Annotated in this window: 25 protein-coding genes; 13 read left to right on the forward strand and 12 right to left on the reverse strand. The window is 71.2% G+C overall.

The annotated features are described in order from the left end of the window. Window positions 1-8: 8 nt before the first annotated feature. Window positions 9-1,097, reverse strand: coding sequence for a M4 family metallopeptidase (locus GQQ93_RS02690; RefSeq protein ID WP_157422657.1), 1,089 nt, complete (start codon window positions 1,095-1,097; stop codon window positions 9-11). A gap of 113 nt (window positions 1,098-1,210) precedes the next feature. On the opposite strand from GQQ93_RS02690, the gene GQQ93_RS02695 reads away from it, so the two are divergent. Continuing rightward, window positions 1,211-2,101 carry a hypothetical protein gene (locus GQQ93_RS02695; RefSeq protein WP_157422658.1) on the forward strand — a complete coding sequence of 297 codons (891 nt, stop codon included), beginning with the start codon at window positions 1,211-1,213 and terminating at the stop codon, window positions 2,099-2,101. Window positions 2,102-2,133: 32 nt separating this feature from the next. Further along, the gene (locus GQQ93_RS02700) at window positions 2,134-3,006 is read left to right on the forward strand and encodes a CPBP family intramembrane glutamic endopeptidase (RefSeq protein ID WP_246192025.1); all 873 of its coding nucleotides are present in this window, start codon (window positions 2,134-2,136) and stop codon (window positions 3,004-3,006) included. A 4-nt stretch (window positions 3,007-3,010) separates the two neighbouring features. Here GQQ93_RS02700 and GQQ93_RS02705 read toward each other — a convergent pair whose 3' ends face one another. From GQQ93_RS02705 to GQQ93_RS02715, 3 genes are all read right to left on the reverse strand, one after another. Next, window positions 3,011-3,466, reverse strand: a complete 456-nt coding sequence (locus GQQ93_RS02705) for a CHRD domain-containing protein (protein WP_157422659.1) — start codon at window positions 3,464-3,466, stop codon at window positions 3,011-3,013. A gap of 35 nt (window positions 3,467-3,501) precedes the next feature. Beyond that, window positions 3,502-3,897 carry a DUF488 domain-containing protein gene (locus tag GQQ93_RS02710; RefSeq protein WP_157422660.1) on the reverse strand — a complete coding sequence of 132 codons (396 nt, stop codon included), beginning with the start codon at window positions 3,895-3,897 and terminating at the stop codon, window positions 3,502-3,504. 93 nt (window positions 3,898-3,990) lie between these two features. Then, on the reverse strand, window positions 3,991-4,752 hold the full coding sequence (locus GQQ93_RS02715; RefSeq protein ID WP_157422661.1) for an SDR family NAD(P)-dependent oxidoreductase: 762 nt from the start codon (window positions 4,750-4,752) through the stop codon (window positions 3,991-3,993). Window positions 4,753-4,884: 132 nt separating this feature from the next. Between GQQ93_RS02715 and GQQ93_RS17825 the strand changes: the two genes are divergently transcribed. After that, complete coding sequence (locus GQQ93_RS17825) at window positions 4,885-5,478, forward strand: TetR family transcriptional regulator (protein WP_170296100.1); 594 nt, start codon at window positions 4,885-4,887, stop codon at window positions 5,476-5,478. Between the two features lie 161 nt (window positions 5,479-5,639). Here the strand turns inward: GQQ93_RS17825 and GQQ93_RS02725 are convergent, their stop codons facing one another. Continuing rightward, window positions 5,640-7,001, reverse strand: a complete 1,362-nt coding sequence (locus tag GQQ93_RS02725) for an HNH endonuclease signature motif containing protein (protein WP_170296101.1) — start codon at window positions 6,999-7,001, stop codon at window positions 5,640-5,642. Window positions 7,002-7,344: 343 nt separating this feature from the next. Between GQQ93_RS02725 and rpsO the strand changes: the two genes are divergently transcribed. Further along, entirely contained in the window at window positions 7,345-7,614 is a 270-nt protein-coding gene (gene rpsO / locus GQQ93_RS02730) for a 30S ribosomal protein S15 (protein ID WP_022890935.1), read from the forward strand. Between the two features lie 195 nt (window positions 7,615-7,809). Here the strand turns inward: rpsO and GQQ93_RS02735 are convergent, their stop codons facing one another. After that, entirely contained in the window at window positions 7,810-8,355 is a 546-nt protein-coding gene (locus GQQ93_RS02735; protein WP_157422663.1) for a CGNR zinc finger domain-containing protein, read from the reverse strand. Between the two features lie 78 nt (window positions 8,356-8,433). Here GQQ93_RS02735 and GQQ93_RS02740 point away from each other — a divergent pair, with 78 nt between their 5' ends. Genes GQQ93_RS02740 through GQQ93_RS02750 form a run of 3 tightly spaced genes read left to right on the forward strand, consistent with a single transcriptional unit; the run spans window position 8,434 to window position 11,003 of the window. Next, complete coding sequence (locus GQQ93_RS02740; RefSeq protein ID WP_157422664.1) at window positions 8,434-9,435, forward strand: EamA family transporter; 1,002 nt, start codon at window positions 8,434-8,436, stop codon at window positions 9,433-9,435. Between the two features lie 9 nt (window positions 9,436-9,444). Further along, window positions 9,445-10,332: an LLM class flavin-dependent oxidoreductase gene (locus GQQ93_RS02745; protein ID WP_157422665.1), complete on the forward strand. Its 888-nt coding sequence runs from the start codon at window positions 9,445-9,447 to the stop codon at window positions 10,330-10,332. 50 nt (window positions 10,333-10,382) lie between these two features. Beyond that, a complete protein-coding gene (locus tag GQQ93_RS02750; protein ID WP_157422666.1) occupies window positions 10,383-11,003 on the forward strand; it encodes a hypothetical protein in 621 nt (206 codons plus the stop codon). Window positions 11,004-11,018: 15 nt separating this feature from the next. Here GQQ93_RS02750 and trxA read toward each other — a convergent pair whose 3' ends face one another. After that, window positions 11,019-11,417 (reverse strand): thioredoxin, encoded by a 399-nt coding sequence (gene trxA / locus GQQ93_RS02755; RefSeq protein WP_157422667.1) that lies wholly within the window; start codon window positions 11,415-11,417, stop codon window positions 11,019-11,021. A 206-nt stretch (window positions 11,418-11,623) separates the two neighbouring features. Between trxA and GQQ93_RS02760 the strand changes: the two genes are divergently transcribed. Beyond that, window positions 11,624-13,192, forward strand: coding sequence for a M28 family peptidase (locus GQQ93_RS02760; RefSeq protein ID WP_246192026.1), 1,569 nt, complete (start codon window positions 11,624-11,626; stop codon window positions 13,190-13,192). Between the two features lie 154 nt (window positions 13,193-13,346). Further along, window positions 13,347-14,246, forward strand: a complete 900-nt coding sequence (locus GQQ93_RS02765) for an alpha/beta fold hydrolase (RefSeq protein WP_246192028.1) — start codon at window positions 13,347-13,349, stop codon at window positions 14,244-14,246. 56 nt (window positions 14,247-14,302) lie between these two features. Here GQQ93_RS02765 and GQQ93_RS02770 read toward each other — a convergent pair whose 3' ends face one another. Further along, window positions 14,303-15,109 carry a glycosyltransferase family 2 protein gene (locus GQQ93_RS02770; protein WP_157422670.1) on the reverse strand — a complete coding sequence of 269 codons (807 nt, stop codon included), beginning with the start codon at window positions 15,107-15,109 and terminating at the stop codon, window positions 14,303-14,305. A 130-nt stretch (window positions 15,110-15,239) separates the two neighbouring features. On the opposite strand from GQQ93_RS02770, the gene GQQ93_RS02775 reads away from it, so the two are divergent. Next, the gene (locus GQQ93_RS02775) at window positions 15,240-16,466 is read left to right on the forward strand and encodes an LLM class flavin-dependent oxidoreductase (protein WP_157422671.1); all 1,227 of its coding nucleotides are present in this window, start codon (window positions 15,240-15,242) and stop codon (window positions 16,464-16,466) included. After that, window positions 16,463-17,095, forward strand: a complete 633-nt coding sequence (locus GQQ93_RS02780) for an FMN reductase (RefSeq protein WP_157422672.1) — start codon at window positions 16,463-16,465, stop codon at window positions 17,093-17,095. The genes GQQ93_RS02775 and GQQ93_RS02780 overlap by 4 nt, the downstream gene beginning before the upstream one ends. A 57-nt stretch (window positions 17,096-17,152) precedes the next feature. Here GQQ93_RS02780 and GQQ93_RS02785 read toward each other — a convergent pair whose 3' ends face one another. Beyond that, window positions 17,153-17,359 carry a dodecin family protein gene (locus GQQ93_RS02785; RefSeq protein WP_157422673.1) on the reverse strand — a complete coding sequence of 69 codons (207 nt, stop codon included), beginning with the start codon at window positions 17,357-17,359 and terminating at the stop codon, window positions 17,153-17,155. A 178-nt stretch (window positions 17,360-17,537) separates the two neighbouring features. Here GQQ93_RS02785 and GQQ93_RS02790 point away from each other — a divergent pair, with 178 nt between their 5' ends. Beyond that, complete coding sequence (locus GQQ93_RS02790; protein ID WP_157422674.1) at window positions 17,538-19,643, forward strand: GDSL-type esterase/lipase family protein; 2,106 nt, start codon at window positions 17,538-17,540, stop codon at window positions 19,641-19,643. A 2-nt stretch (window positions 19,644-19,645) separates the two neighbouring features. Here GQQ93_RS02790 and GQQ93_RS02795 read toward each other — a convergent pair whose 3' ends face one another. Continuing rightward, entirely contained in the window at window positions 19,646-19,837 is a 192-nt protein-coding gene (locus GQQ93_RS02795) for a DUF5302 domain-containing protein (RefSeq protein WP_157422675.1), read from the reverse strand. 313 nt (window positions 19,838-20,150) lie between these two features. On the opposite strand from GQQ93_RS02795, the gene GQQ93_RS02800 reads away from it, so the two are divergent. After that, complete coding sequence (locus tag GQQ93_RS02800) at window positions 20,151-22,433, forward strand: polyribonucleotide nucleotidyltransferase (RefSeq protein ID WP_157422676.1); 2,283 nt, start codon at window positions 20,151-20,153, stop codon at window positions 22,431-22,433. Window positions 22,434-22,602: 169 nt separating this feature from the next. Here GQQ93_RS02800 and GQQ93_RS02805 read toward each other — a convergent pair whose 3' ends face one another. Next, window positions 22,603-22,824 (reverse strand): hypothetical protein, encoded by a 222-nt coding sequence (locus GQQ93_RS02805; RefSeq protein WP_157422677.1) that lies wholly within the window; start codon window positions 22,822-22,824, stop codon window positions 22,603-22,605. Next, complete coding sequence (locus tag GQQ93_RS02810; RefSeq protein WP_157422678.1) at window positions 22,824-23,480, reverse strand: ArsR/SmtB family transcription factor; 657 nt, start codon at window positions 23,478-23,480, stop codon at window positions 22,824-22,826. Before GQQ93_RS02810 ends, GQQ93_RS02805 begins: the two co-directional genes overlap by 1 nt. Window positions 23,481-23,557 lie beyond the last annotated feature (77 nt).

The raw sequence follows: 23,557 nt of genomic DNA on the forward strand, positions 1-23,557 counted from the left end.
GCTGGATGCTACTCCGACGGCGTGTCGGCCGCCTGCTCGTCGAGCACGCCGACGGTCTGCCAGCCGTGCCGCACCGCACTGGCCTCGCGCGAGCCGGCGCCGAAGCGCGACTCGGCGCTCTGCACCGTCTCGGCCGCGAACTCGGCGAAGGTGGCGTCGCGGCCGAGCCGGCCCGAGATGAGCGTGTCGTACCAGATGCGCCCGACGTGCTCCCACGCGAAGCCGTCGAGCTCACGAGCGGCGAGGGCGAACGCCCGGTTCGGGATGCCGGAGTTCAGGTGCACGCCGCCGTTGTCGTCGTCGGTGTCGATGTAGTCGCGCATGTGCCCGGGCTGCGGGTCGCGGCCGAGCACGTCGTCGTCGTACGCCGTGCCGGGCTCGAGCATCGAGCGCAGGGCCCGGCCCTCGACCTCGTCGGTGAAGATGCCCTCGCCGATCAGCCAGGTGGCGGCGCCCGCGTCCTGGCCGAGCGCGTACTGCTCGACGAGCGCGCCGAATGCGTCGGAGACGTGTTCGTTGAGCGCACCGGACTGCCCCTGGTAGCGCAGGCCGGCGGTGTGCTCGGTGACGCCGTGGGCGAGCTCGTGGCCGATGACGCTGAGCGAGTCGGTGAAGCCCCGGAACACCTCGCCGTCGCCGTCGCCGAAGACCATGCGCTCGCCGTCCCAGAAGGCGTTGTCGTAGAGCCGTCCGAAGTGCACGGTCGCCTCGAGCGGCATGCCCGCCCCGTCGATCGAGTCGCGGCCGAAGACCCGGTCGAAGAGCCGGTGGGTGTCGCCGAGGCCGTCGTACGCGTCGTCGACGGACGCGTCGCCGCTCGCGGGCTCGCCCTCGCGGCGCACGAGCCGGCCCGGCAGCGTCTCGCGGCCCCCGGCGTCGGAGATGCGGCGGTCGGGCATCGACGGGGCGTCGGGCAGCACCGCGGGAAGGTCGTCGTCGTCGTGCAGCGGCGGCAAGACCGGCGGTGCACCCCGAAGTGCCCGACGCGGAGCGTCGTGCAGCAGCGAACGCCGGGCCGCCTCGGCGGCGAGCGGGAAGCGATCGGCGCCCGCGTCGGCGATCCGATCGAGCAGGTAGGGGGGAACGATCTGTCGCATGCCTCATGTTGGCATCCGCCGCCGACAACGTCGAGGCGCGTCGTGCGACCGGCGGGCGCGGCCGGTCGCTGCAGCGCCGGGTCCGACGCATGCCGTCCGGTTAGGCTGGTGGCGTGACCGCCGCTCCCTTCCTCGCGCTGCTGCTCGACGTCGACGGACCCATCGCGAGTCCGGTCACCCGGTCGATCGCGATCCCGTCGATCGCTCGCGATCTGGCGGCCCTCGCGAACGCCGGCAATCCCGTCGTCTTCAACACGGGCCGCTCCGACGCGTTCATCGCCGCCGAGGTCGTGCCGCCGCTCCTCGCGGCGGGGCTCGCGCCGGGCGCGCCGGTCTGGGCGATCTGCGAGAAGGGCGCGGTCTGGGCCGAGATCGGCGTGGGCGGGCTCGGCGAGGTGTTCGTCGATCTCGATCTCGCCATGCCCGCCGACTTCGCCGCCGAGATGCGCGCCTACGTCGAGGCGCATTTCGACGAGTTCGCGTTCTTCGACGACACCAAGCGGGCCATGGTCTCCGTCGAGCAGCACGTGCACGTGGCATCCGAGCGCTATCTCGAGGCGCAGCCCCGATTCGACGCCCACGCGCACGAATCGCTCGCCGCGCGCGGCTTCGGCACCGTGCGCGAGGGCGATGAACGGCCGGATGACACGGGGCGCGTGCACTGGCGCATCGATCCGACGATCATCTCGACCGACGTCGAGTCGGTGCGGCTCGGCAAGGACCTCGGCGCGGCGCGCGCCGTCGAACTGCTCGAGGCACGCGGCATCCGACCGCAGCACTGGCGCACGATGGGCGACTCGCGCGGCGACTACCGCATGGCCGACTGGCTGCACGAGCGCGGCGAGCGGGTGCGGCACGTCGACGTGCGCCCGGCCGAGGGCATCCCGGCCACCGGCTACCCGGTGCTCACCGCCGGCGAACTGATCCACGACGAGGCGGGTGCCGAGTTCCTCGCGCGCTGGGTGCGGGCCGCGCATCGCGGCGAGCTCGCCGACGACGAGTAGGCGGCGGGGCAGGTGAGCAGCCGGTGTCGCGAATGAACGACGATCGCACGCGGGGCCTCGGCGCCGGTGCGCCCGCTGAGCCGTCCGCGCTGCGAACGCATCAGATTGCGCTCCTACCGGCGCTCCTCGTCTGCGGCGCCGCGGTGGCGCTCTTCGGATTCATGGTGCCGATCGCGGGGTACGCGATGCTCGCGGCGGGGCTCGTCGCCGCCTGGCTCTGCGACCGCTCGGGCCGTACCGAGCGCCTCCTCGCCGACCTCGCGCTCATCGCCGTCGGCCAGGTCATCATCTCGACGGTGTCGCTGAAGGCCGACCTCAGCAACGAGGGCATGGTGCGCTTCGCGGTCGTGCTGGGCCTCGCGGTGCTCGTGCCCTACGTCATCTCGCGGTTCGTCTACCGCGAGCACGTCATCCGCTTCCCGTGGCGTACGGGCCGCCGCTGGAACCGCACCCAGTGGCTCTACCTGATCTTCGTGACGCTCGCGGGCTGGCTGATCCTGCCGTTCTACTTCATCTCCTCGGGGGTCTACGAGAACTGGCCGACCGTGACCGAGCCCGACACGATCGCGCGCCTCTTCGTCGGCGTCGCCGCCGTCGGCACGTGGGACGAGCTCTTCTTCGTCTGCACGGTCTTCGTGCTGCTGCGCCGGCACTTCCCGAGCTGGCAGGCGAACCTCCTGCAGTCGATCGTGTTCGTCTCCTTCCTGTGGGAGCTCGGCTACCAGTCGTGGGGTCCGCTCCTCACCATCCCGTTCGCGCTCATCCAGGGCTACACGTTCAAGCTCACGAAGTCGCTCACCTACGTGTTCGTGGTGCACATGCTCTTCGACGCGGTGGTGTTCGCGGTCATCGTCTACGCGCACACCGGATGGCCGGCGATCTTCCCCTTCGCGCCGCAGCCGTAGTCGCCTACTTCAGCTGACCGCGCACCTCGCCCCCCGGGAAGGTCGGCGTGTGCACGTTGAGGTAGTACGCCCCGGGCGACGCGTCGATCGCATCGAGCAGTGCGGGGTCGGCGGGCACGCAGTCGTCGACGACGAAGCTCGTCGCATCGGGCACGACGATCGGGATCACGACCGGACCGGCGACGTTGCGGGGGCCGACATGCACATGTGCGGCGCTCGCACCCGCCGTGAGCCCCTCGACCTCGAGGGTGTAGCAGAACTCGTCGCCGACGAGGTCGTAGGCCAGGAAACCGTGGGCGCCTCCGTTGGCTCCGGTGGTCTGCGACTCCTGCTCGTTGTTCAGGGGGATCGCCGGTGTGCCCGGCGGCTTCGCCTGGGCGGCACCGGCACCGCCCAACGTGAGCGCGGCGATCGCGGCGAGGGCGAGTGCGGCCGCGGGGGTCCTTCGGGTCGTGAGCATGATGAGACCTCACTTTCTTGGGGATGATGCGCACGCTACGCCGAGTGCGGCGGGTCCTCAAGGGCGACCGATGCGCCGTGCTCGCCCAGCCAGTCGAGCAGCACCGCGGCGTGGTTGCTGTGCTCGTCGCGGGCGCCGTAGAGCAACGTCACGCGGTCGTGCTCACCACCGAGCGCGAGCAGCGCCCCGGCGGCCGCGCTGCCGTCGAGCTCGGCACGGTAGCGCGCCGCGAAGTGTTCGAAGTCGACCTGCCGATCGGCGGCGTGGTGCCACTCGGTGCGCAGTTCGGGGGAGGGGGCGACCTCCTTGTCCCAGAGGTCGAGCTCGGCGCGCGCCTTGCTGACGCCACGCGGCCACAGGCGGTCGACGAGCACCCGGAACCCGTCGTCCGCCGCAGCGGGTTCGTACACGCGCTTGATGACGAAGGCCATGGCCCCAGTCTCGCGGGCGCGGGCCGATGAGACAACGGATGCCCCGTGCGCAGGCGTGCGCACGAGGCATCCGGTGTTCGACCGCTCAGCCGATCAGATCGCCGACCAGCCGCCGTCGGAGGCGAGCACGACGCCCGACACGTTGGCCGAGTCGTCGGAGAGGAGCCACGTGATCGCCGCCGCGAGCTGCTCGGGCTCGGCGGGCACGAGCGCGAGGGCGCCGAGCACCGGGCCGAGCACGCGGCCGGCGTGCTCCGACTTGAATGGGGCTTCGATGTTCGTCTTCACGCCGCCCGGGGCGACCGCGTTCACGCGGATGCCCGAGCCCGAGTACATCACCGAGGTGTTCTTCGTGAAGCCGACGACCGCGTGCTTCGAGGTCGTGTAGGCCGCACCGGCCGAGGCGCCGCGGAGGCCCGCCTCGCTCGTGACGTTGACGATCGAGCCCGAGCCCTCGGCGAGCATCTTCGGCAGCACCGCGCGGGTGAGGCGCATGACGGCGGTGACGTTGACGTTCATGACCCGCTCCCAGGTGGCGTCGTCGACCTCGGCGGCGGGCAGGAAGGCGTCCATGATGCCGGCGACGTTCGCGAGCACGTCGATCTTGTCGCCCGCGGCGGCGATGAGCGCCTGCACGTTCTCCTCGACCGTGATGTCGCCCGCGACCGCCACGATGTCGAGCGAGCGGTTCGCGGCGACGAGGGCGTCGAGGCGTTCCGACGAGACGTCGGCGGCGATGACGCGGGCGCCCTCGGAGGCCAGGCGCACAGTGGTCGCGAGGCCGATGCCCGAGCCGGCGCCGGTGACGATCGCGACCTTGCCGTCGAAGCGTCCGGGGGTGATGGCGGTGTTCATTGCTGCTCCTCAGGGGTGAGTGCGGCGTCGTGGGGTTCGCGGCGTCGCGGGTGTGGTTCGCCGGCCGGGTTCCTGGCCGGTCCACCAGTTATAACACTCAGTGTCATAAAATGTTCCCATGAGAATGGCAGCATGACCATGGATGCCCCCGCAGCGCCCGGCGCGCCCCGCGCACCGCGTGGGCGACCGGTCGAGGTCGACCCCGAGGCGCTCGCCGCCGTCGCCCTCGCACTCTTCGACGAGCGCGGCTTCGACGAGGTGACCATGGCCGAGGTCGCCGATGCGGCCGGGGTGAGCCGGCGCACGCTGTTCCGCTACTACCCGTCGAAGCCCGACCTCGTCTGGGGTGGATTCGACGAGGCCATCGCGCGGTTCGAGGCGTCGCTCGGGGCGGAGGGCACCAAGCCGTCGGTCACGGCACTCCACCGAGCGTACGTCGCGATGGCGGAGTTCCCGCCCGAACTCCTCGGCGTCACCCGGCAGCGGCTGCGCATCATCGACGCCCACCCCGCGGTGCTCGCGCACGGGCTCGCCAAGTTCGGCGCCGTGCACGAACTGCTCGAGCCGTACCTCGGCGAGCGGGGGTCACTGCGGGCGCACCTGCTCGCCGACCTCTACCTCACCACCGGGTTCAGCGCGATGCGCTGGTGGGCGCGGAGCGGCACGGGCACGCCGGCCGAGGCCGTCGACGCGGCGCTCTCGCTGCTCGAGGGGGAGTTCGGGTGAGCGATGTGAGGGAGCTCGGACGACCTTGCGTCCCTTGCAGGGGAACCGGAGCATCCCCTCGATGTCTTTCACCGGGCACCTTCAGCAGGCGGTAGCCGCCGAATTCGGACAGCGCCCGTGCGACGCCCGCAGGCGGCGCTGTCTCGGGTGCGGCGACGCCGTCAGAACGGCGCGAACTCGGGCAGGCCCGACGGCACTCGGTCGAACACGTCTCGATCGCCCGCGACTGCTTCAGGTGGCGGAGCTTCGAGTGCGCGGGCAGGCGGGGGATCGGCCGCTTCACCGGCCCCGACCTCCGCAAACGGCCGCTCGGGCAGCGTTCGCAGTACGTGCCCGGCCGGTGAGGTCCACCGCATGGCCCCGCCGGCCTGCTGCTCGACGCGCCAGCCGCTCTCGTGTTTCAGTCGGTGGTGGTGCCGGCAGAGCGCGGCGAGGTTCGTCGCGGTGGTCTTGCCGCCGTGCTGCCATGCCGTCGTGTGGTCGAGGTCGGCGTGGTCGGCGCGGCGACTGCAGCCCGGAAAGCGGCACTGCCCGTCGCGCACGCGCACGAAACCGTCGAGATCGGCCGGCGCACGGTAGTGCTGACGGCCGTAGCTGAGCACGGCGCCCGTCTCGGGGTGCACGAGGATGCGTCGCATCGACGGGGCGTGCGCGGCCAGCCGCCGGGCGGCCTCGGCATCGATCGGGCCGTAGCCGTCGAGTTCGGCGGGCTCGTCGGAGAGGCCGAGCAGTGCCATGACGGGTACGGTCACATTGATGCGCGCGAGCACGTCGACGGTGTCGGTGCCGCCCGCGAGGCTGCCGCCGAGCAGCAGGTCGGCCGCGAGATCGGCGGTGCGCTGGGCGGGGGTGCGCGAGTCGCCGCTCGCCTCGCGGCGCGCCAACGCGCCGAGCCGTCGCTCGATCGCGAGCGCACGCTCGGCCTCGAGATGGATGCTGAGCCACGCCATTCCGTCGGGCGCCGGGTCGACGCACACCCGACGTTCATCGACCGCCCGCGTGCGACGCTCGGCGAGCGACTCGGGGTGCAACCGCTCGCGCACGCGCCGCATGCGCCGGCGCACGTCGGCATTGGTCGACGCGACCCCCTCGGCGGCGGCCGAGGCCGCGGCGTCGAGCGCGACACGCTCGACCGTGTCGGCGACCGGGCTGGGCGAGCCCTGCGTCAGCTCGAGCACCGAGCGCACCTGCGTGAGCCCGAGCACGCCCGCCTCGAGGGCGTCGAGCGTCGCTGCGCGCGGCCCGGTGAGGCGCTCGGCCTCGGCGACGAGACGAGAGGCGGAAGCCTCGTGCAGCCCGAGCGTCGTCGCGAGCTCGGCCACGAACGAGCGCGCCGCGAGATCGCGCTCGGCGGCGGTCGCAGCCGCGCCCACACCGTCGACGATGCCCGCGAGCTCACGCGCCCGCTGGATGCGGTGGTACTGGTCGGCCTGGATCTGCCGGAGCATGCCCTCGAACGCCGAGATCGCCGCCAACTCGAACTGCAGTGCCTCGAGCGGCGGGCCTTCGACGATGGTGGGCATGTGATCATTCAAGCAGGAGCCACTGACATTGCTGCGGCGACGAAACCGCAGATCAATTGAAGTATCGTCACCTCTGCGCGATGCCTGCCTGAGCTTCGGGACTGGGTGATGGCCGTGCCGTGACATCCATCGATCGCTCGAATCGCGACGCATGGAGACAGCTCACCGACCGACCCGCCATGCCACGCGACGTGCTCTGCCTGCGGCGACCGCCGAGGCTCCGGTCACCCCGAGGCATCCGCTCTGGTAGAGTATTCAGGTTGCCGTGAATCGGCCGCGCATCAAGAGAGCCCAGGCATTCGGCCCCGGGCAGCGCGCAACAAGGAGAAAGGGGATCCCATCTATGGCACTCGAAGCAGACGTCAAGAAGGCGATCATCGAAGAGTACGCGACGCACCCCGGTGACACTGGATCCCCCGAGGTCCAGATCGCGCTGCTCACCAAGCGCATCAAGGACCTCACCGAGCACCTCAAGGCGCACAAGCACGACCACCACTCGCGTCGTGGCCTGCTGCTCCTCGTCGGTCAGCGTCGTCGTCTCCTCGGCTACCTCGCCGATGTCGACATCGCGCGCTACCGCTCGCTCATCGAGCGTCTCGGGCTGCGCCGCTAAGCGGAGTAGTCTCGCGCGGCTCTCGAAGACACCGCGAACTTCTTGCGAAGGCCCCCACCGATTCGGTGGGGGCCTTCGTCATGCCCGGATGCCTCGCGTGGGCGTGCCGGCATCGCCGGCCCCGCGACGGGCGGGCGCGCCCGCTCAGCTCGCGCGCCCGCTCAGCTCGCGCGCCCGCTCAGCTCGCGCGCCCGCTCAGCTCGCGCGGGCCCGGTGCGCCCGTGCCGCCATGCGGTTGCCGCAGCGGGTGCTGCAGTAGCGGCGCGAGGCGTTCTTCGAGAGGTCGACGTAGACGCCCTCGCAGTCGTCGGCGTCGCACTCGCGCAGGCGCCGGGTCTCGTCGGCGCGCACCACGTCGACGAGGGCCATCGCGGCCTCGACGAGCATGCGCTCGGCGAGCGGCGCGTCGGGCGAGGTGGCGTGGATGTGCCAGTCGGCGCCGTCGTGCCGCACCAGGTGGGGGAGCGCGTTCGCCTCGTCGAGGATGTCGTTGACGGCGCCCGCGAGCTCGTCGCGCGGCAGCGCCCACACGGTGCGGAGGCGCGTGCGCGCCGCGCGGACCTCGGCGAGTTCGACGTCGTCGCCGTCGTGGCGGCCCGAGTACCTCCAGGCGTCGATCATCGCATCGAGCTGCGAGATCGTCGCGAGCTCGTCGTCGCCCGACTCGGATGCCTCGGGCACCGTGTCGGCCAGCGCCGCCATGAACTCCAGTGCCGCCACCGTGTCATCGGTGAAAATCATTTGACTCCTGACGAGGTCGGGATGTACTGTCACGAGCATAACGGTTTTCACTCATGACGAGGAAGAGGTGGCGCGACCATGACGGCACGACGTGGCGGACTCGCCGGCATCGCGATCGGCCTTGCAGCCGGCCTCGCCTTCGGCATCGGCGGCGTCTTCGTGAAACCCCTGCTCGAGAGCGGCTGGTCGCCCGGCGCCGCGGTGCTCGCGCGCATCTCGATCGCCGCCGTGCTGCTGGCAATCCCCGGCCTCCTCGCGTTGAAGGGCGACTTCCGCCGGCTGTGGCGTGCCAAGTGGACGATCCTGCTCTACGGCACCGTCGCCGTCGCCGGCGTGCAGTTCTTCTTCTACGCCTCGCTCCAGCGCATCCCGGTGTCGATGACGCTGCTCATCGAGTACCTCGCGCCGATCGCGCTCGTGCTCCTCGCCTGGGTGCGCACGCGCCGGCTGCCGCAGCGGGTCGTGCTCGGCGGATCGGTGCTCGCGCTCGCCGGCCTCGTGCTCGTGATCGGCCCGGGCGGCGGCGGGCTCGACGTGCTCGGCCTCGCGTTCGCCGCCCTCGCCATGATCGGCGTCTGCGTGTACTACGCGGTCGGCGAATCGGCCGCCGAGCAGTTGCCCCCGGTGACGCTCATCGCGGCAGGCTTCGTCGTCGGCGCCCTCGCGCTCGGGCTCGCGGGGCTCACCGGGCTGCTGCCGATGCACGTCGTGTTCGGCGAGGTCGCCTTCCTGGGGGCGGATGTCCCGTGGTTCGTGCCGCTCCTCGCCGTCGGCGTCGTCTCCACGGCCTTCGCCTACACGGCGGGCATCGCCTCCATCCGCATGCTCGGCGCGCGACTGTCGTCGTTCCTCGGGCTCTCCGAGGTCGTGTTCGCGGCGATCGCCGGGTGGATCCTGCTCGGCGAGGTGCTGGGCCCGCTGCAGATCCTCGGCGGCCTGCTCATCCTCGGCGGCATCGTCTGCGTGAAGCTCGAGCGGGTCGATCCGCCGGGTGCGCCCGCGATCGAACTCGGCGCCGAACCGGTGCCCGTGACGGCGTCGACGTCGGTCGTCGCCCCCGGCCCCGAGCGGGCGGCCTAGGCTACCGGCATGCGATTCGGCATCGTCATCCTGCCCCAGTTCGATTGGCCAGAGGCTGCGCGCTACTGGCGCGGGGCCGAGGAGTACGGCTTCGACCACGCCTGGACGTACGACCACCTCGCCTGGCGCAGCCTCGCCGGCCAGCGCTGGCACGCGACCGTCCCGACGCTGACGGCGGCCGCGATGGTGACCGAGCGCATCGGCCTCGGCACCTTCGTGTCGCACCCGAACTACCGGCATCCCGTTCCCTTCGCGAAGGACGTCACGACCCTCGACCAGATCTCGGGCGGTCGCGTGCTCCTCGGCATCGGTTCGGGCGGCACCGGCTTCGACGCGACCGTGCTCGGGCAGCCGCTGCTCACCGCCCGGCAACGCGCCGACCGCTTCAACGAGTTCGTGCGCGAGCTCGACACCCTGCTGCGCTTCGAAGAGCCGGGCTCGGGCGGCATCTCGTTCGACGGGGAGTGGTTCAGCGCCGACGGGGCCCGCATGGTGGGTGAGCCGGCGCAGCGGCCCCGCACGCCGTTCCACCTCGCGGCGAACGGCCCGAGAGGGCTCGCACTCGTCGCCGAGCTCGCCGAAGGCTGGGTCACGACGGGCGGCGACGACGACGGCACCGACGCGTGGTGGCGGCAGGTCGCCGGGCTCTCGGCGCGGCTCGACGACGCCTGCGCGGCGGCCGGCCGCGCCCCCGGCGAACTCGCACGCACGCTGTCGCTCGACTCGGAGGCGCGCACGAGCCTCGCGAGCGTCGCCGCCTTCGAGGACGCGGTGGGCCGGGCGCGGGAGCTCGGCTTCACCGACGTCGTCGCGCACTGGCCCCGCCCCGAGGGCATCTACGCGGGCGAGGAACGCGTGCTCGACGAGGTCGCCGCGCGGCTCGACGCCCTGCGCTGACCCGACGTCCCGGTCACAGCGCGGGGCATCCGTCGCGATAGCCTGAACAGATGTCTGCGCCCCGCCGGAAGCCGCTCCTCCACTGGGAGCCGCTGCCGTATCTCGTCGTGCTCGTGCTGCTCATCGCGACGGGCGGCGTGCGACCCGAGTCGCCGCCGTGGCTGTTCTGGCCGTTCACCGTGCTGCTCGTCGCCGCGCTCGTGTGGCTGGTCGCAGGCCTCGTCCGCGGGCGGCGGCGCGGCAACCCCGACCAATGGGGCGATCTGCAGACGATCGACGGGCTCGAACTCGTCGACGCGCCGCGCCGTGAACGCGAGGTGCGACAGGTCGCCCCGGTCGCCGACGCCCACCGTCACCAGCCGGCCATCGACCTCGCGCTGCTGCACGGCGGCGCCGACCAGCACGCCGTGCTCGTGCCGCGCGCGAGCCGGTGGCTGTCGCGGCGTTACCGCATCGGGGTGCAGCTCGTCGGCGGCGGCACGCCCAGGCACGCCGGCTTCCTCGGCGATGCGGTGGATGCCACGTGGCGCGAGCTCCTCGACGCGCTCGCGTCCGAGGGTCGCTATGTCCGGGTGCCGGCGCGCATCACCGGCGACTCGCGTCCGCACGGCGTCGAACTCGACCTCGGCGGTCTCGAGTCGCTCGAGGCCGGCGGGGTCGGCCCGACCTGACGACCGGCGGTCGATTCAGACGCCGGCGGCCTGCTGGGCCTCGTCGGCGCCCTGCGACTCCTGGGCGGCGAGCTGCGCGCGCACCTCGTCCATGTCGAGCGCGCGCACCTGCGAGACGAGCTCGTCGAGCATCGGCCGGGGGAGGGCGCCGGCCTGCGAGAACACGCCGATGCCGTCCTTGAACGCCATGATCGTCGGGATCGAGGTGATGTTCATCGCGGCCGCGAGCTGCTGCTGGTCCTCGGTGTCGACCTTCGCGAAGGTGAGGTCGGGGTTCGCCTCTGAGGCGGCCTCGTAGTTCGGCGCGAACTGGCGGCAGGGGCCGCACCACTCGGCCCAGAAGTCGACGAAGACGGTGCCGCCCTCGAGGATCGTCTTCTCGAAGGTCTCCAGGGTGAGCGCGACGGTAGCCATTGGTCCAGCCTAGGCGACGCCGCTGGGAGGCGGCCCGATGTTCGCTGGCAGCGACCCGAGCACACTCGACGCCGCGCAGCCAACCGGGTCGAGACGTTCGTCCGGAGTTCTCCGCACCCCCTTTCCCGGGAAGGGCTCGCACCCTATGCTCCCTTCCCAGGCGCCCAGATCGGGCCGCCGGTTGGAGGAAGACGATGAAGTCACCTGTGACAACGTCCCGCGGATTGGCGATCGCGACCGTCGCGGCGTTCGCCGTCGCACTGTTCCCGGCAGGGGCGGCCACCGCCGCGCCCGCCGCGAAGTGCGACAACCGCAACAACAACACCGTCTCGAAGCTGCTCGAATGCGTGAGCGGCGACGGCGCGATGGAGCACCTCGAGGCGCTGCAAGAGATCGCCGACGAGAACGGCGGCAATCGGGCCGCCGGACTCCCGGGCTACGAGGCCAGCGTCGACTACGTCGTCGACACGCTCGAGGCGGCCGGTTGGAGCGTGTCGATCGAAGAGTTCGACTACGACTTCATCGGGGATGCGACGCTCGAGCAGTTGTCGCCGGTGCAGGCCGAGTACCCGACCGGCGCATTCAGCGGCAGCGGCGCGGGTGATGTCACCGCGGCCGTCGTTCCCGTCGACATCAACCTCACTCCGCCGCGCGCGTCGACCAGCGGCTGCGAGGAGGCGGACTTCGCCGGGTTCCCCGTGGGCGCGATCGCACTGGTCCAGCGCGGCACCTGCAACTTCGGCGACAAGGCGTTCTTCGCCGAGCAGGCCGGCGCCGTCGGCGTCATCATCTTCAACCAGGGCAACACGTCCGACCGTGAGGGCCTGATCGTCGCGGACGCCTCGTCGCGAACCGACGGCACGCCGGTCTCGCACGGCATCCCGGTCGTCGGAGCGAGCTTCGCCCAGGGCGAGGCGCTCGCGCAGGCGGGCTCGACGGCGCACGTCTTCGTGCCCGCACCCGACCCCCGCCCGCAGAAGAACGTGATCGCGGAACTGCCCGGCGCGAACGAGGAGAACGTCGTGATGGCCGGTGCGCACCTCGACTCCGTGCGCGAGGGCCCCGGCATCAACGACAACGGAAGCGGCTCGGCCGCGCTGCTCGAGATCGCCGAGCAGATGTCGAAGGTGAAGCCCGAGAACACCGTGCGCCTCGCCTGGTGGGGCGCCGAGGAGGACGGCCTGCTCGGCTCCGCCGCATACGTGGCCGCGCTCTCGCAGGCTGAGAAGGACGAGATCGCCCTCTACCTCAACTTCGACATGGTCGCCTCGCCGAACTACATGTTCATGACGTACGACGGCGACGAGTCGGGCTTCCCGGCGCCGGTGACGGTGCCCGACGGCTCGGTCGAGATCGAGAAGCTGTTCGAGAGCTATTTCACGAGCGTGGGTGTGCCGTACGACGACGCGGAGTTCAGCGGTCGCAGCGACTACGAGGCGTTCATCCTGAACGGCATCGCCGCGGGCGGTCTGTTCACGGGCGCCGACGCGATCAAGACCGCCGAGCAGCAGGAGATCTGGGGCGGTGAGGTCGGCGAGATGCTCGACCAGTGCTACCACCAGGCCTGCGATGACATCGACAACGTCGACGCGTACGCGCTCGATGTGAACATGGATGCGATCGCGCTCGCCGTGCTCGCCTACTCCTACTCGACCGAGTCGGTCAACGGCGTGGTCGGCAAGGAGGTGCCGGGCGGGCTCGTCCTTCCTGCACCGGCGGGTCCTGAGGGCACCGTCGGCAGCGATGGTGGCCACTCGCACGGCGAAGTCGGATAGGCCGGAAACGGGTCGCGGGGCGGGGGTGCCTGGTCGGCGCCCCCGCCCTCGTCGCGTCGAGCGGCGGGCCCGCCGCACCGTAGGCGGGGCCGAGCGGAGATGCCGGCGGTAGGTCATGGCCGCCGACGGCTTCTCAGCCGCTATCGTGAGCCTCGTGACGGTGATCGACGGGGCGAGGGCACTCGACGAGGCGCTGCCCGACCGCGACTGGCGCGTGCTTCCCGGGGGCACCGAGCGCACCGTGTTCGCCGCGCCCAGCGGTCCGCTCGCGCGCATCTCCGTCGGGCCTGCCGACGGGCCGCGCGTCGTGCTCGTCCCCGGTGCGACGGGGTCGAAGGAGGACTTCGTCGTGATGATGCCGCTGCTCGCCGCCGCGGGGTACCGGGTGGAGTCGTTCGACCTCGCAGGCCAGTACGAGTCGCACGAGGCCGGTCCGTGGAACCTCGTGCCTCAGCGCGAACGCTACGACCAGCGGCTCTTCCTCGATGATCTGATCGCCGTGCTCGACGATGGCGCCGGCGGGGCGCACGTGCTCGGCTACAGCTTCGCGGGAACGCTCGCGGGGCTCGCCCTGCTCGAGCGGCCCGACCGTTTCGCGAGCCTGACGCTGCTGAGCTCACCGCCCGAACCCGGGCAGGCGTTCCGCGGCGTCAAGCGCATCGGCTGGCTGAGCGGCTTCACGACGCCGAGGCAGGGCGCCGGGCTCATGTTGTGGGGCATCCGCAACAACCTCAACCGGGTGCCGCCGGGCCGACTCGCCTTCGTGCGGGAGCGCTTCGCGCTGACCCGGCGCGAGAGCGTCGACGACATCATCGCCCTGATGATGGCGACCCCCGACGTGCGTGCAGAACTCGCGGCGACGAACGTCCCGAAGCTCGTCGCCGTCGGCGAGCATGACCTCTGGCCGCACGCACTGCACGAGCGCTCGGCCCGCGAGCTCGGCGCCCGTCTTGCGAGCTACTCCACGGGGCACAGCCCCTGCGAGACGGCGCCGCATCAGTTGGTGCGCGACATGCTCGCGCTGTTCGAGACGAGCCGCTCGGTCGCCGAGTGAGCACACGCAGGCCGTGCCACGGCGCGGGCGCGAGGCATCCCCTCGTCGACGGCGTGTCAGGCGGGCAGCGCGTCGTCGCCGTCGGCGTCGCGTTCGGGCGCGACCTCGCGGAGCTCGGGCGCCTCCCAGACCCAGGCCGGTGCCCTCCGCCGCTCGGCGCGGCGGGTGAGTGGCGGCCATTCGCGCGATTCGATCGACATGGTGTGGAATGCCATGTGCACTCGTCGCCAGAGCCCGGCCGCGGTGTCGAACGGCCGAGCAGAGACGCCGACGACGAGCCGACGGTCGCGCACGACCGTCATGCCGGGCTGCATCCACCAGGCGAGGTCGAGGTCGTCGTGCACGTCGGCGCGGTCGCGGTGCACGAGGTGCTCGAGCCGTCGCCAGGCGTCGGCCCGGATGGCGTAGTTCGATCCGAAGATCGGCGGATGACCGAGCAGTCCGCCGATCACGGTGAAGTAGCCGCCGATGTAGAGGTTGCGCGCGATCCACCGGACGGCGGCGTTGCGTCCGTAGAAGCGGCCGCCGTTCGTGACGACCGTCGGTCGGTCGCGGGCGGTCATGCGCCGCTCGATCCGGGCGAGCCAGTCGGGCGCGGGTACGGAGTCGGCGTCGAGCCGGGCGATGATCTCGCCCCTCGCGGCGTCGAAGCCGGTCGCGGTCGCGGGCCAGATGCCGCGTCGGGGCTCGAGGAGCACTCGGGCGCCGGCGGCGCGCGCCACGGCGGCGGTGTCGTCGGTCGAGCCGTTGTCGACGACGATGATCTCGTCGGCGGGGCGCGACTGTGCGGCCATCGCGTCGAGGCACGCGATGAGGAAGTCCGCGTCGTCGAGACACGGAATGACGACCGAGATCGTGCTCATCGGCCCGAGTGTATCGCCGTGGCCGTGCTTGCGGGCAGGCGGGGAATATCGTGGGGACGGCCTCGGTTGGACGAGATGTATGCAAACGCATAGACTCCACCTATCATCGGATGAGCTCAGGAGCAGCATCATGCAGTTCGGTATTTTCACCGTCAGCGACATCACCCAGGACCCGACCACGGGGCGCACGCCGACCGAGGCCGAGCGCATCAAGGCCACCGTGGCGATCGCCAAGCACGCCGAAGAGGTCGGCCTCGACGTCTTCGCGCTCGGCGAGCACCACAACCCGCCGTTCTGGTCGTCGTCGCCGACCACGACCCTCGCCTACATCGCCGGCCAGACCACGACCCTGCAGCTCTCCACCGCCACGACGCTCATCACCACGAACGACCCGGTGAAGATCGCCGAGGACTACGCGATGCTGCAGCACGTCTCCGACGGTCGTGCCGACCTCATGCTCGGCCGTGGCAACACCGGGCCCGTCTACCCGTGGTTCGGCAAGGACATCCGCCAGGGCCTGCCGCTGGCCGTCGAGAACTACGAACTGCTGCACCGGCTCTGGCGCGAGGACGTCGTCGACTGGTCGGGCAAGTTCCGCACCCCGCTGCAGGGCTTCACCTCGACGCCGCGCCCGCTCGACGGCGTGCCGCCGTTCGTGTGGCACGGCTCGATCCGCACGCCAGAGGTGGCCGAACAGGCGGCCTTCTACGGCGACGGCTTCTTCGCGAACCACATCTTCTGGCCCGCCTCGCACACGCAGCGCATGATCGCGCTGTACCGCCAGCGCTTCGAGCACCACGGCCACGGCACGGCCGCGCAGGCGATCGTCGGACTCGGCGGCCAGGTGTTCATGCGGAGGAACTCGCAGGACGCGGTGCGCGACTTCCGCCCCTACTTCGACAACGCGCCGGTCTACGGCCACGGCCCGAGCCTCGAGGAGTTCACACAGCAGACCCCGCTGACCGTGGGCAGCCCGCAGGAGGTCATCGACAAGACGCTCGGCTTCCGCGACTACGTCGGCGACTACCAGCGCCAGCTCTTCCTCATCGACCACGCGGGGCTTCCGCTGCAGACGGTGCTCGAGCAGCTCGACCTGCTCGGCGAGGTCGTCGCCGTGCTCCGCGAGGAGTTCGAGAAGGGCCGCCCGGCCGAGGTGCCGGACGCCCCGACCCACGCGGCACTGGTGCGGGCGAAGTACGGCACCGAGGCGCCCCGCCAGGCGACCCCGAACGCCAACCGCGGCGACAACCTCACCGTCGGCTCGCCCTACCAGGACACCGCGACCGTCGACGCCCCGGCGAACCCCGCCGGCTCGGCATTCGGCCCCGCGGCGATCCGTCAGGGGGCGACCCGATGACCGCGAAGAAGATCATCGTCGTCTCGGCGGGGCTCTCGACCCCGAGCTCGACGCGACAGCTCGCCGACCGGCTCGCGGCCGACGCCGTCTCGGTGCTCGCCGAGCACGGCACGCAGGTCGAGGTGCAGACCTTCGAGCTGCGCGAACTCGCGCACGACATCACGAACCACCTGCTGCTCGGCTTCGCGCCGCCGAAGCTCGAAACGGCCCTCGACGCGATCGCCTCGGCCGACGGGCTCATCGCCGTCACCCCGATCTTCACCACGAGCTACGCGGGCCTGTTCAAGTCGTTCGTCGACGTGATCGACCCGCAGGCGCTCACCGACCTGCCGGTGCTGCTCGGCGCGACGGGCGGCACGCCGCGTCACTCGCTCGCGATCGACTATGCGATGCGGCCGCTGTTCACCTACCTGCACGCCATCCCCGTCACGACCGGCGTGTTCGCCGCGACCGGTGACTGGGGCGGCGCCGAGGGCGACGGCGTCCGTTCGCTGCCCGATCGCATCTACCGGGGCGCGAAGGAGTTCGCCGAGCTCGTCGAGCGCACCGATCGTTCCCAGCTCGTCAACGACCCGTTCCAGCTCGACCGTCCCATGGGGCACCTCATCGGCGGCCTCGCGGGGGAGTAGGCGCGCGACGACGGTGGGGAGGTCCGGGAGGCCCTCCCCGCCGTCGATGCGTGCGCGTCAGTCGTCGAGCACGAACGTCACCTCGAGCGTCACCGACCATCCGGTGATGCGCCCGTCGGTCGCTTCGACCTTCTGCTCCTTCACCCACGCCCCGCTCACGTTGCGGAGCGTCTCCGACGCGCGGGCGACGCCTGCGGCGACCGCATCGTCGAAACTCGTCTCCGAACGGACGGTGATGGTGGTGACACGTGCGACGGAAGCCATGGTGTTCCTCCTCGAATCCGATGGTGCCTTCCCTCCATCATCCGCCCGTGCACCGAGGAGCGCGAGTGGTTGACCGCAGAGCGGACCACGGCGAACACGCGTCGACCGTCGGGTGAATCCTTCGCGCACGGGCCCGTTCGACGCCCGTCGGCGCGGCTTCGCACCGCACGCTGGATGCGTGAAGGTCGTCCTCCTCGCAGAATCGTTCCTCCCGCACATGAACGGCGTGACGCACTCGCTGCTGCAGGTGCTTCGCCATCTCGAACGGCGCGGGCACGAGGCCCTCGTCGTCGCACCCCGCTCCGGCCCGGTCGATCGGGCCCTCTACGGCGACGCCCGTACGATCCTCCTTCCCTCGGTGCCGCTGCCGAGTTACCCCGAGGTGCGGGTGACGCTCGCGGGGGCGGCGAGGCTCGCCGCGATCGTGCGCGAACACCGGGCCGACGTCGTGCATCTCGCGTCTCCGTTCGTGCTCGGCTGGCGCGGCGTGCTCGCGGCCGAGACGGCTGGGGCGCCGTCAGTCGCCGTCTACCAGACCGACGTGCCCGCGTACGCCGAGCGCTACGGCATCCCGGCGGCGGAGCCCGCGTTGACCCGTCATCTCGGCCGGCTCCACCGTCGAGCGACACTCACGCTCGCCCCCTCGAGCTCGGCGGTCGAGCGGCTCGCATCGCTCGGCGTCGAACGGCTGCGGATCTGGCGGCGAGGTGTCGACACCGAGCGCTTCGCCCCCTCCCGCCGCGACGAGTCGTGGCGGCGTCGCGTCGCGCCGGGCGGCGAGACGATCGTGGGCTACGTGGGACGACTCGCCGCCGAGAAGCAGGTCGACGACCTCGTCGCGCTCTCCGGCATGCCCGGCGTGCGGCTCGTCGTCGTCGGCGACGGTCCCGCGCGGGCCGCGCTCGAACGGCGGCTGCCGGCGGCGCTGTTCACCGGATTCCTGGACGGCGACGAGCTCGCCCGGGCGATGGCGAGTCTCGACGTGTTCGTGCACCCGGGCGAGCACGAGACCTTCTGCCAGACGGTGCAGGAGGCGCTCGCGAGCGGTGTGCCGGTCGTCGCGACGGGGCGCGGCGGGCCGCTCGATCTCGTCGAGCAGAGCCGCAACGGCTGGCTCTACCGCCCCGGCGACCTCGACGAGATGCGGTCGCGCGTGCAGGACCTCGCCGGCGACGCCGCGAAGCGCCGCGCCTTCGCCCTGCACGCCCGCGGTTCGGTGCTCGGGCGCGGCTGGGATCGGCTCGGCGACGAGCTCATCGGGCATTACGAGGATGCCACGGGGCTCCGTCGTGCGATGCCGTCACGCGGCTCGGCGCGCGCCGACGGCGCCGTGGGGGAGCAGCTCGGGCGCGTGGCATCCCGCCCGCTCGCCGCAACGATCGCGGCGACAGTGACAGCGGCACCGGCAGCGCCGCCGCCGCCCCCGAGGCCGCGCCGCTACGTGGCCGTCGGCGACTCGCTCACCGAGGGCCTCTGCGACACCTCGCGCACGCCTGAGGGTTCGTACCGCGGCTGGGCCGACCGGCTCGCGATGCTGCTCGCGCTCGCCGCACCTCAGGGTGAGCCGATCGCGTACGCGAACCTCGCCGTGCGCAGCCGCAGGGTGCGCGACGTCGTCGACGAGCAGCTGCCGCGCGCACTCGAGCTCGGCGCCGACTTCGTCTCGGTGCTCGTCGGGGGCAACGACCTGGTCGGTCGCCGCATCGACCCCGAGCGACTCGCACGTGAGCTCGGCGCCGCCGTCGGGCGAGTGCGCGCGACGGGCTGCGAGGTGCTGCTCGTCACGCCGTTCCTGCCCGACCGCCGCGAGGCGAGGCCGCTCGCCGCCCGCTTCGCCCGGTTCAACGCGGTGCTCGGCGAGATGGCGACGGCGCAGGGCGTCCGTTTCGTCGACGTCGCCGCCGAGCCCGGGCTCACCGCCGCCGATCGATGGGCGGAGGATCGCGTGCACCTCAACTCATCGGGCCACCGCGGGCTCGCGTACGCGGCGGCCAGGGTGCTCGGCATCCCCGATGCCCATGAGCTCGCGGCCCTCGAACTGGCGATCCACGACGACGCGGCCGACCCGGGTGAACTCGGCGACCTCGCCTGGCTGCGCCGTCATGCGGTGCCCTGGGTGCTCAGGCGGATGCGGGGTCGCGCCGCCGGCGACGGGATGGTCGCAGGGCGCGCAACGCTCGAACCGGTCGCCCTGCCCCCGGAGTTCGGGCGCCGACCGGCATCGCCGCGACGCACGGGAGGCGGCGCAGAGCGGAGCCCGCTCGGTGCGCGGAGCGCGGGGTGAGCTCAGCCGCTCTTGCGGCGGAACTCGCGCTTGTGGTCGGCGGGGCCGTGCGTCTGGTTCGCGGCGCCCGAGCCGTCGAGGTGCGCTTCGCCCTCACGGCGCTTCGACGCGTTGTTCTTACGTTCGAGCGCCTCGCGGAACTTGCGCTTGGTCTCCTCGGAGGCGCTGGGTGTCGTCTGCTCGTCGGAAGTCATGCTCTCGAGTCTTGCACGGATGCCTCGCGGCGCGCGCCGCGCCGACGCGTCACACGCGGGACATCCGCAGTTCACGGCCCGAAAACGGGCCCTCTGCTAGCATTGGGAGCGGTTGCCCGTGCATTCGCCCGGGCGATCATTGGAGCAGGCCGGCAGGAAGCTGGTCCCCTGTGGTGGATCACCAACTCGATTTGGTGGACTTCTACTGGTGGCCAGCGTGAACGCAAGCTCTTGCGATTCGTAATGCCTGTTCCTGCTCCTTCGTACGAGTCGCGCCCACACGGGGTGCGACGGTAAACAAAGGAGAGGCCTCTTGGAAGGTCCTGAAATCACGTTCGCCGAGACCGTCATCGACAACGGCAAGTTCGGCACGCGTACCATCCGCTTCGAGACCGGCCGCCTCGCGCAGCAGGCGCAGGGCTCGGCGGTCGCCTACATCGACGAAGAGACCATGCTGCTCTCGGCGACCTCCGTCTCGAAGCAGCCGAAGGAGCACTTCGACTTCTTCCCGCTGACGATCGACGTCGAAGAGCGCATGTACGCCGCGGGTCGCATCCCGGGCTCGTTCTTCCGTCGCGAGGGCCGCCCCTCGACCGAGGCGATCCTCACCTGCCGTCTCATCGACCGCCCCCTGCGCCCCTCGTTCGTCGAGGGCCTCCGCAACGAGGTGCAGGTCGTCGTCACGGTGCTCGCCATCGAGCCCGACGAGCTCTACGACGTGCTGGCCATCAACGCCGCGTCGCTCTCGACCCAGCTCTCGGGCCTGCCGTTCTCCGGCCCCGTGGCGGGTGTCCGCGTCGCGCTCATCGACGGCCAGTGGGTCGCGTTCCCGAAGCACTCGCAGCTCGAGGACGCCGTGTTCAGCATGGTCGTCGCCGGTCGCGTCGTGACCGAGGCCGACGGCTCGCAGGACGTCGCGATCATGATGATCGAGGCCGAGGCGACCGACAACGCGTGGAACCTGATCCAGGCCGGCGCGGTCAAGCCGAACGAAGAGATCATCGCGCAGGGCATCGAGTCGTCGAAGCCCTTCATCAAGCAGCTCGTCGAGGCGCAGGAGCAGGTCGCGAAGACCGCTGCGAAGCCCGTCGCCGACTACCCGACGTTCCCGCCGTACCAGCCCGAGGTGAAGGAGGCCGTCGAGGCCTTCGCCGCCGCCGAGCTCAAGGACGTCTACCAGATCGCCGGCAAGGTCGAGCGTCAGGACGCCGACGACGCACTCAAGGCGCGCACCAAGGAGCACATCGCCGCGAAGGTCGAGGCGGGCGAGCTGCCCGAGTCGGCCAACGCCGAGGTGTCGGCCGCGTACAAGTCGGTCACGAAGAAGGTCATGCGCACGCGCGTCCTCGAAGAGGGCGTCCGCATCGACGGCCGCGGCCTCGCCGACATCCGTCCGCTCGACGCCGAGGTGCAGGTCGTGCCCCGCGTGCACGGTTCGGCGATCTTCCAGCGCGGCGAGACCCAGATCCTGGGCATCACCACGCTGAACATGCTGAAGCTCGAGCAGCAGATCGACTCGCTGAGCCCGGTCACCAAGAAGCGCTACATGCACAACTACAACTTCCCGCCCTACTCGACGGGTGAGACGGGGCGTGTGGGTTCGCCCAAGCGCCGCGAGATCGGCCACGGCGCGCTCGCCGAGCGTGCGCTCGTGCCGGTGCTGCCCACTCGTGAAGAGTTCCCCTACGCCATCCGCCAGGTCTCCGAGGCGCTCGGCTCGAACGGCTCGACCTCGATGGGCTCGGTCTGCGCATCGACCCTCTCGCTGCTGAACGCCGGTGTGCCGCTGCGCGCGCCGGTCGCGGGCATCGCGATGGGCCTCATCTCCGACACCGTGAACGGTGAGACCCGCTACGCGGCGCTCACCGACATCCTCGGTGCTGAAGACGCACTCGGCGACATGGACTTCAAGGTCGCCGGCACCAGCGAGTTCGTCACGGCGATCCAGCTCGACACGAAGCTCGACGGCATCCCCGCCTCGGTGCTCGCCGGCGCGCTGACGCAGGCGAAGGACGCCCGCACGACGATCCTCGCCGTGCTGAACGCCGCGATCGACGCTCCCGACGAGATGGCGCCGACCGCGCCTCGCGTCATCAGCGTGCAGATCCCCGTCGACAAGATCGGCGAGCTGATCGGCCCCAAGGGCAAGACGATCAACGCCATCCAGGACGAGACCGGCGCCGACATCTCCATCGAGGAGGACGGCACCGTCTACATCGGCGCCGTCGACGGCCCGTCGGCCGAGGCCGCCCGTGCCCAGGTCAATGCGATCGCCAACCCGACCAACCCCGAGGTCGGCGAGCAGTTCCTCGGAACCGTCGTGAAGATCGCCGCCTTCGGCGCGTTCATCTCGCTGCTGCCCGGCAAGGACGGCCTCCTCCACATCTCGGAGGTGCGCAAGCTCGCCGGCGGCAAGCGCGTCGAGAACGTCGAAGACGTGCTCGGCGTCGGCCAGAAGATCCTCGTCGAGATCACGAAGATCGACGACCGCGGCAAGCTCTCGCTCGCCCCGGTCCTCGCCGAGGACGCGGACTCCGAGGGTCGCGGCGCGACCGGTGAGCACGCCGAGGCTCCCGCCGAAGGCGCCGACGACTAGTCGTCGCCCTTCAGCAGTGCGCGGATGCCCCGCCCGAGACTCTCGGGCGGGGCATCCGACGTTTCGCGCCGGCGCGGCTGCTTCCGCAGGAGATTTGCACTGAAACTGCTTCAGAGCAGGGGATGGGGCCTGATCTCCTGCAGAAGCAGCGCGTCAGAGCAGCCGCGTGTCAGAGCAGTCGGGTCGTCGCGCGGCCGAACTGGGCGTCGCGTTCGGCGAGCGCCCGCTGCGCCGCGGCGCGGGCCTCGAGTCGGTCGAGCTGGCGTTCGCGGTCGTTGCGTCGGCTCGCGAGCCTCAGCCCCCAGGCCGCGAGGCCGAGTCCGCCGCGAACGGCGAGCGCGGCGAGCGGGCCGGCACCCGGGGCGAGCGGGGAGAGTGTTGCGTTCGTCATCATCGCTCCTTCGGAGTCGTTTCGGGCGTGACCTCCCCGCGCACGAGCGGGAAGGCGTTGAGGTGGATCTGCACCGGGCGCGAACCCGGCGACGGAGTGTGCTTGTAGAGCTCGCCGTACTTGAGGAAGACGACGTCGATCTCGGCGACGAGTGCGGCGAGCTGCTCGGGCGTGAGCCGGAGGTTGATCGTGTCGCTCGTCGCGACGTCGAGCCACTCGGGGCCGAACACCTGATCGCCCTCGGACAGGAAGTCGCGGGAGTTCTGCTCGCGCGCGCGCAGCCACTCGTCTTCGACGAGCTTCGCCGCGAGGCGCTCTGCGCTGCCGGCGGGCAGCGAGCGCGCATCGGGTAGCGCGACCGAGCCGGGCACCCGCTCCCACCAGCGCTCGCGGCCCTTGCCCCGCGAGGTGTTCTCGCGCACGAGGCCCGATCGCCCGAGTTCGCGCAGGTGATAGCTCATCGAACCGCTCGACTCGCCGAGCCGCTCTGCGAGCCCGCTCGCAGTGAGCGGGCCGTAGGCGGAGAGCTCGTCGTAGATGCGCACGCGCAGCGGGTGGGCGAGCGACTTCAGCGCCTTCGTCGAAAGCACATGGTCGATGCCGGGGTGGCGGGTGCTGCTGGGCTGGTTCGCGAGGTCCTCAGGCGTCTCGGTCATGGTGCAAAGATAGCGTTGCAAAGAAATCTTTGCAAGTGTTTGTTTGCAAAATGTTCTTTGCAGGCCGGGAGGCGGTG

It is taken from the genome of Agromyces lapidis (genome assembly GCF_009749405.1).
In the GTDB taxonomy this organism is placed as follows: domain Bacteria; phylum Actinomycetota; class Actinomycetes; order Actinomycetales; family Microbacteriaceae; genus Agromyces; species Agromyces lapidis.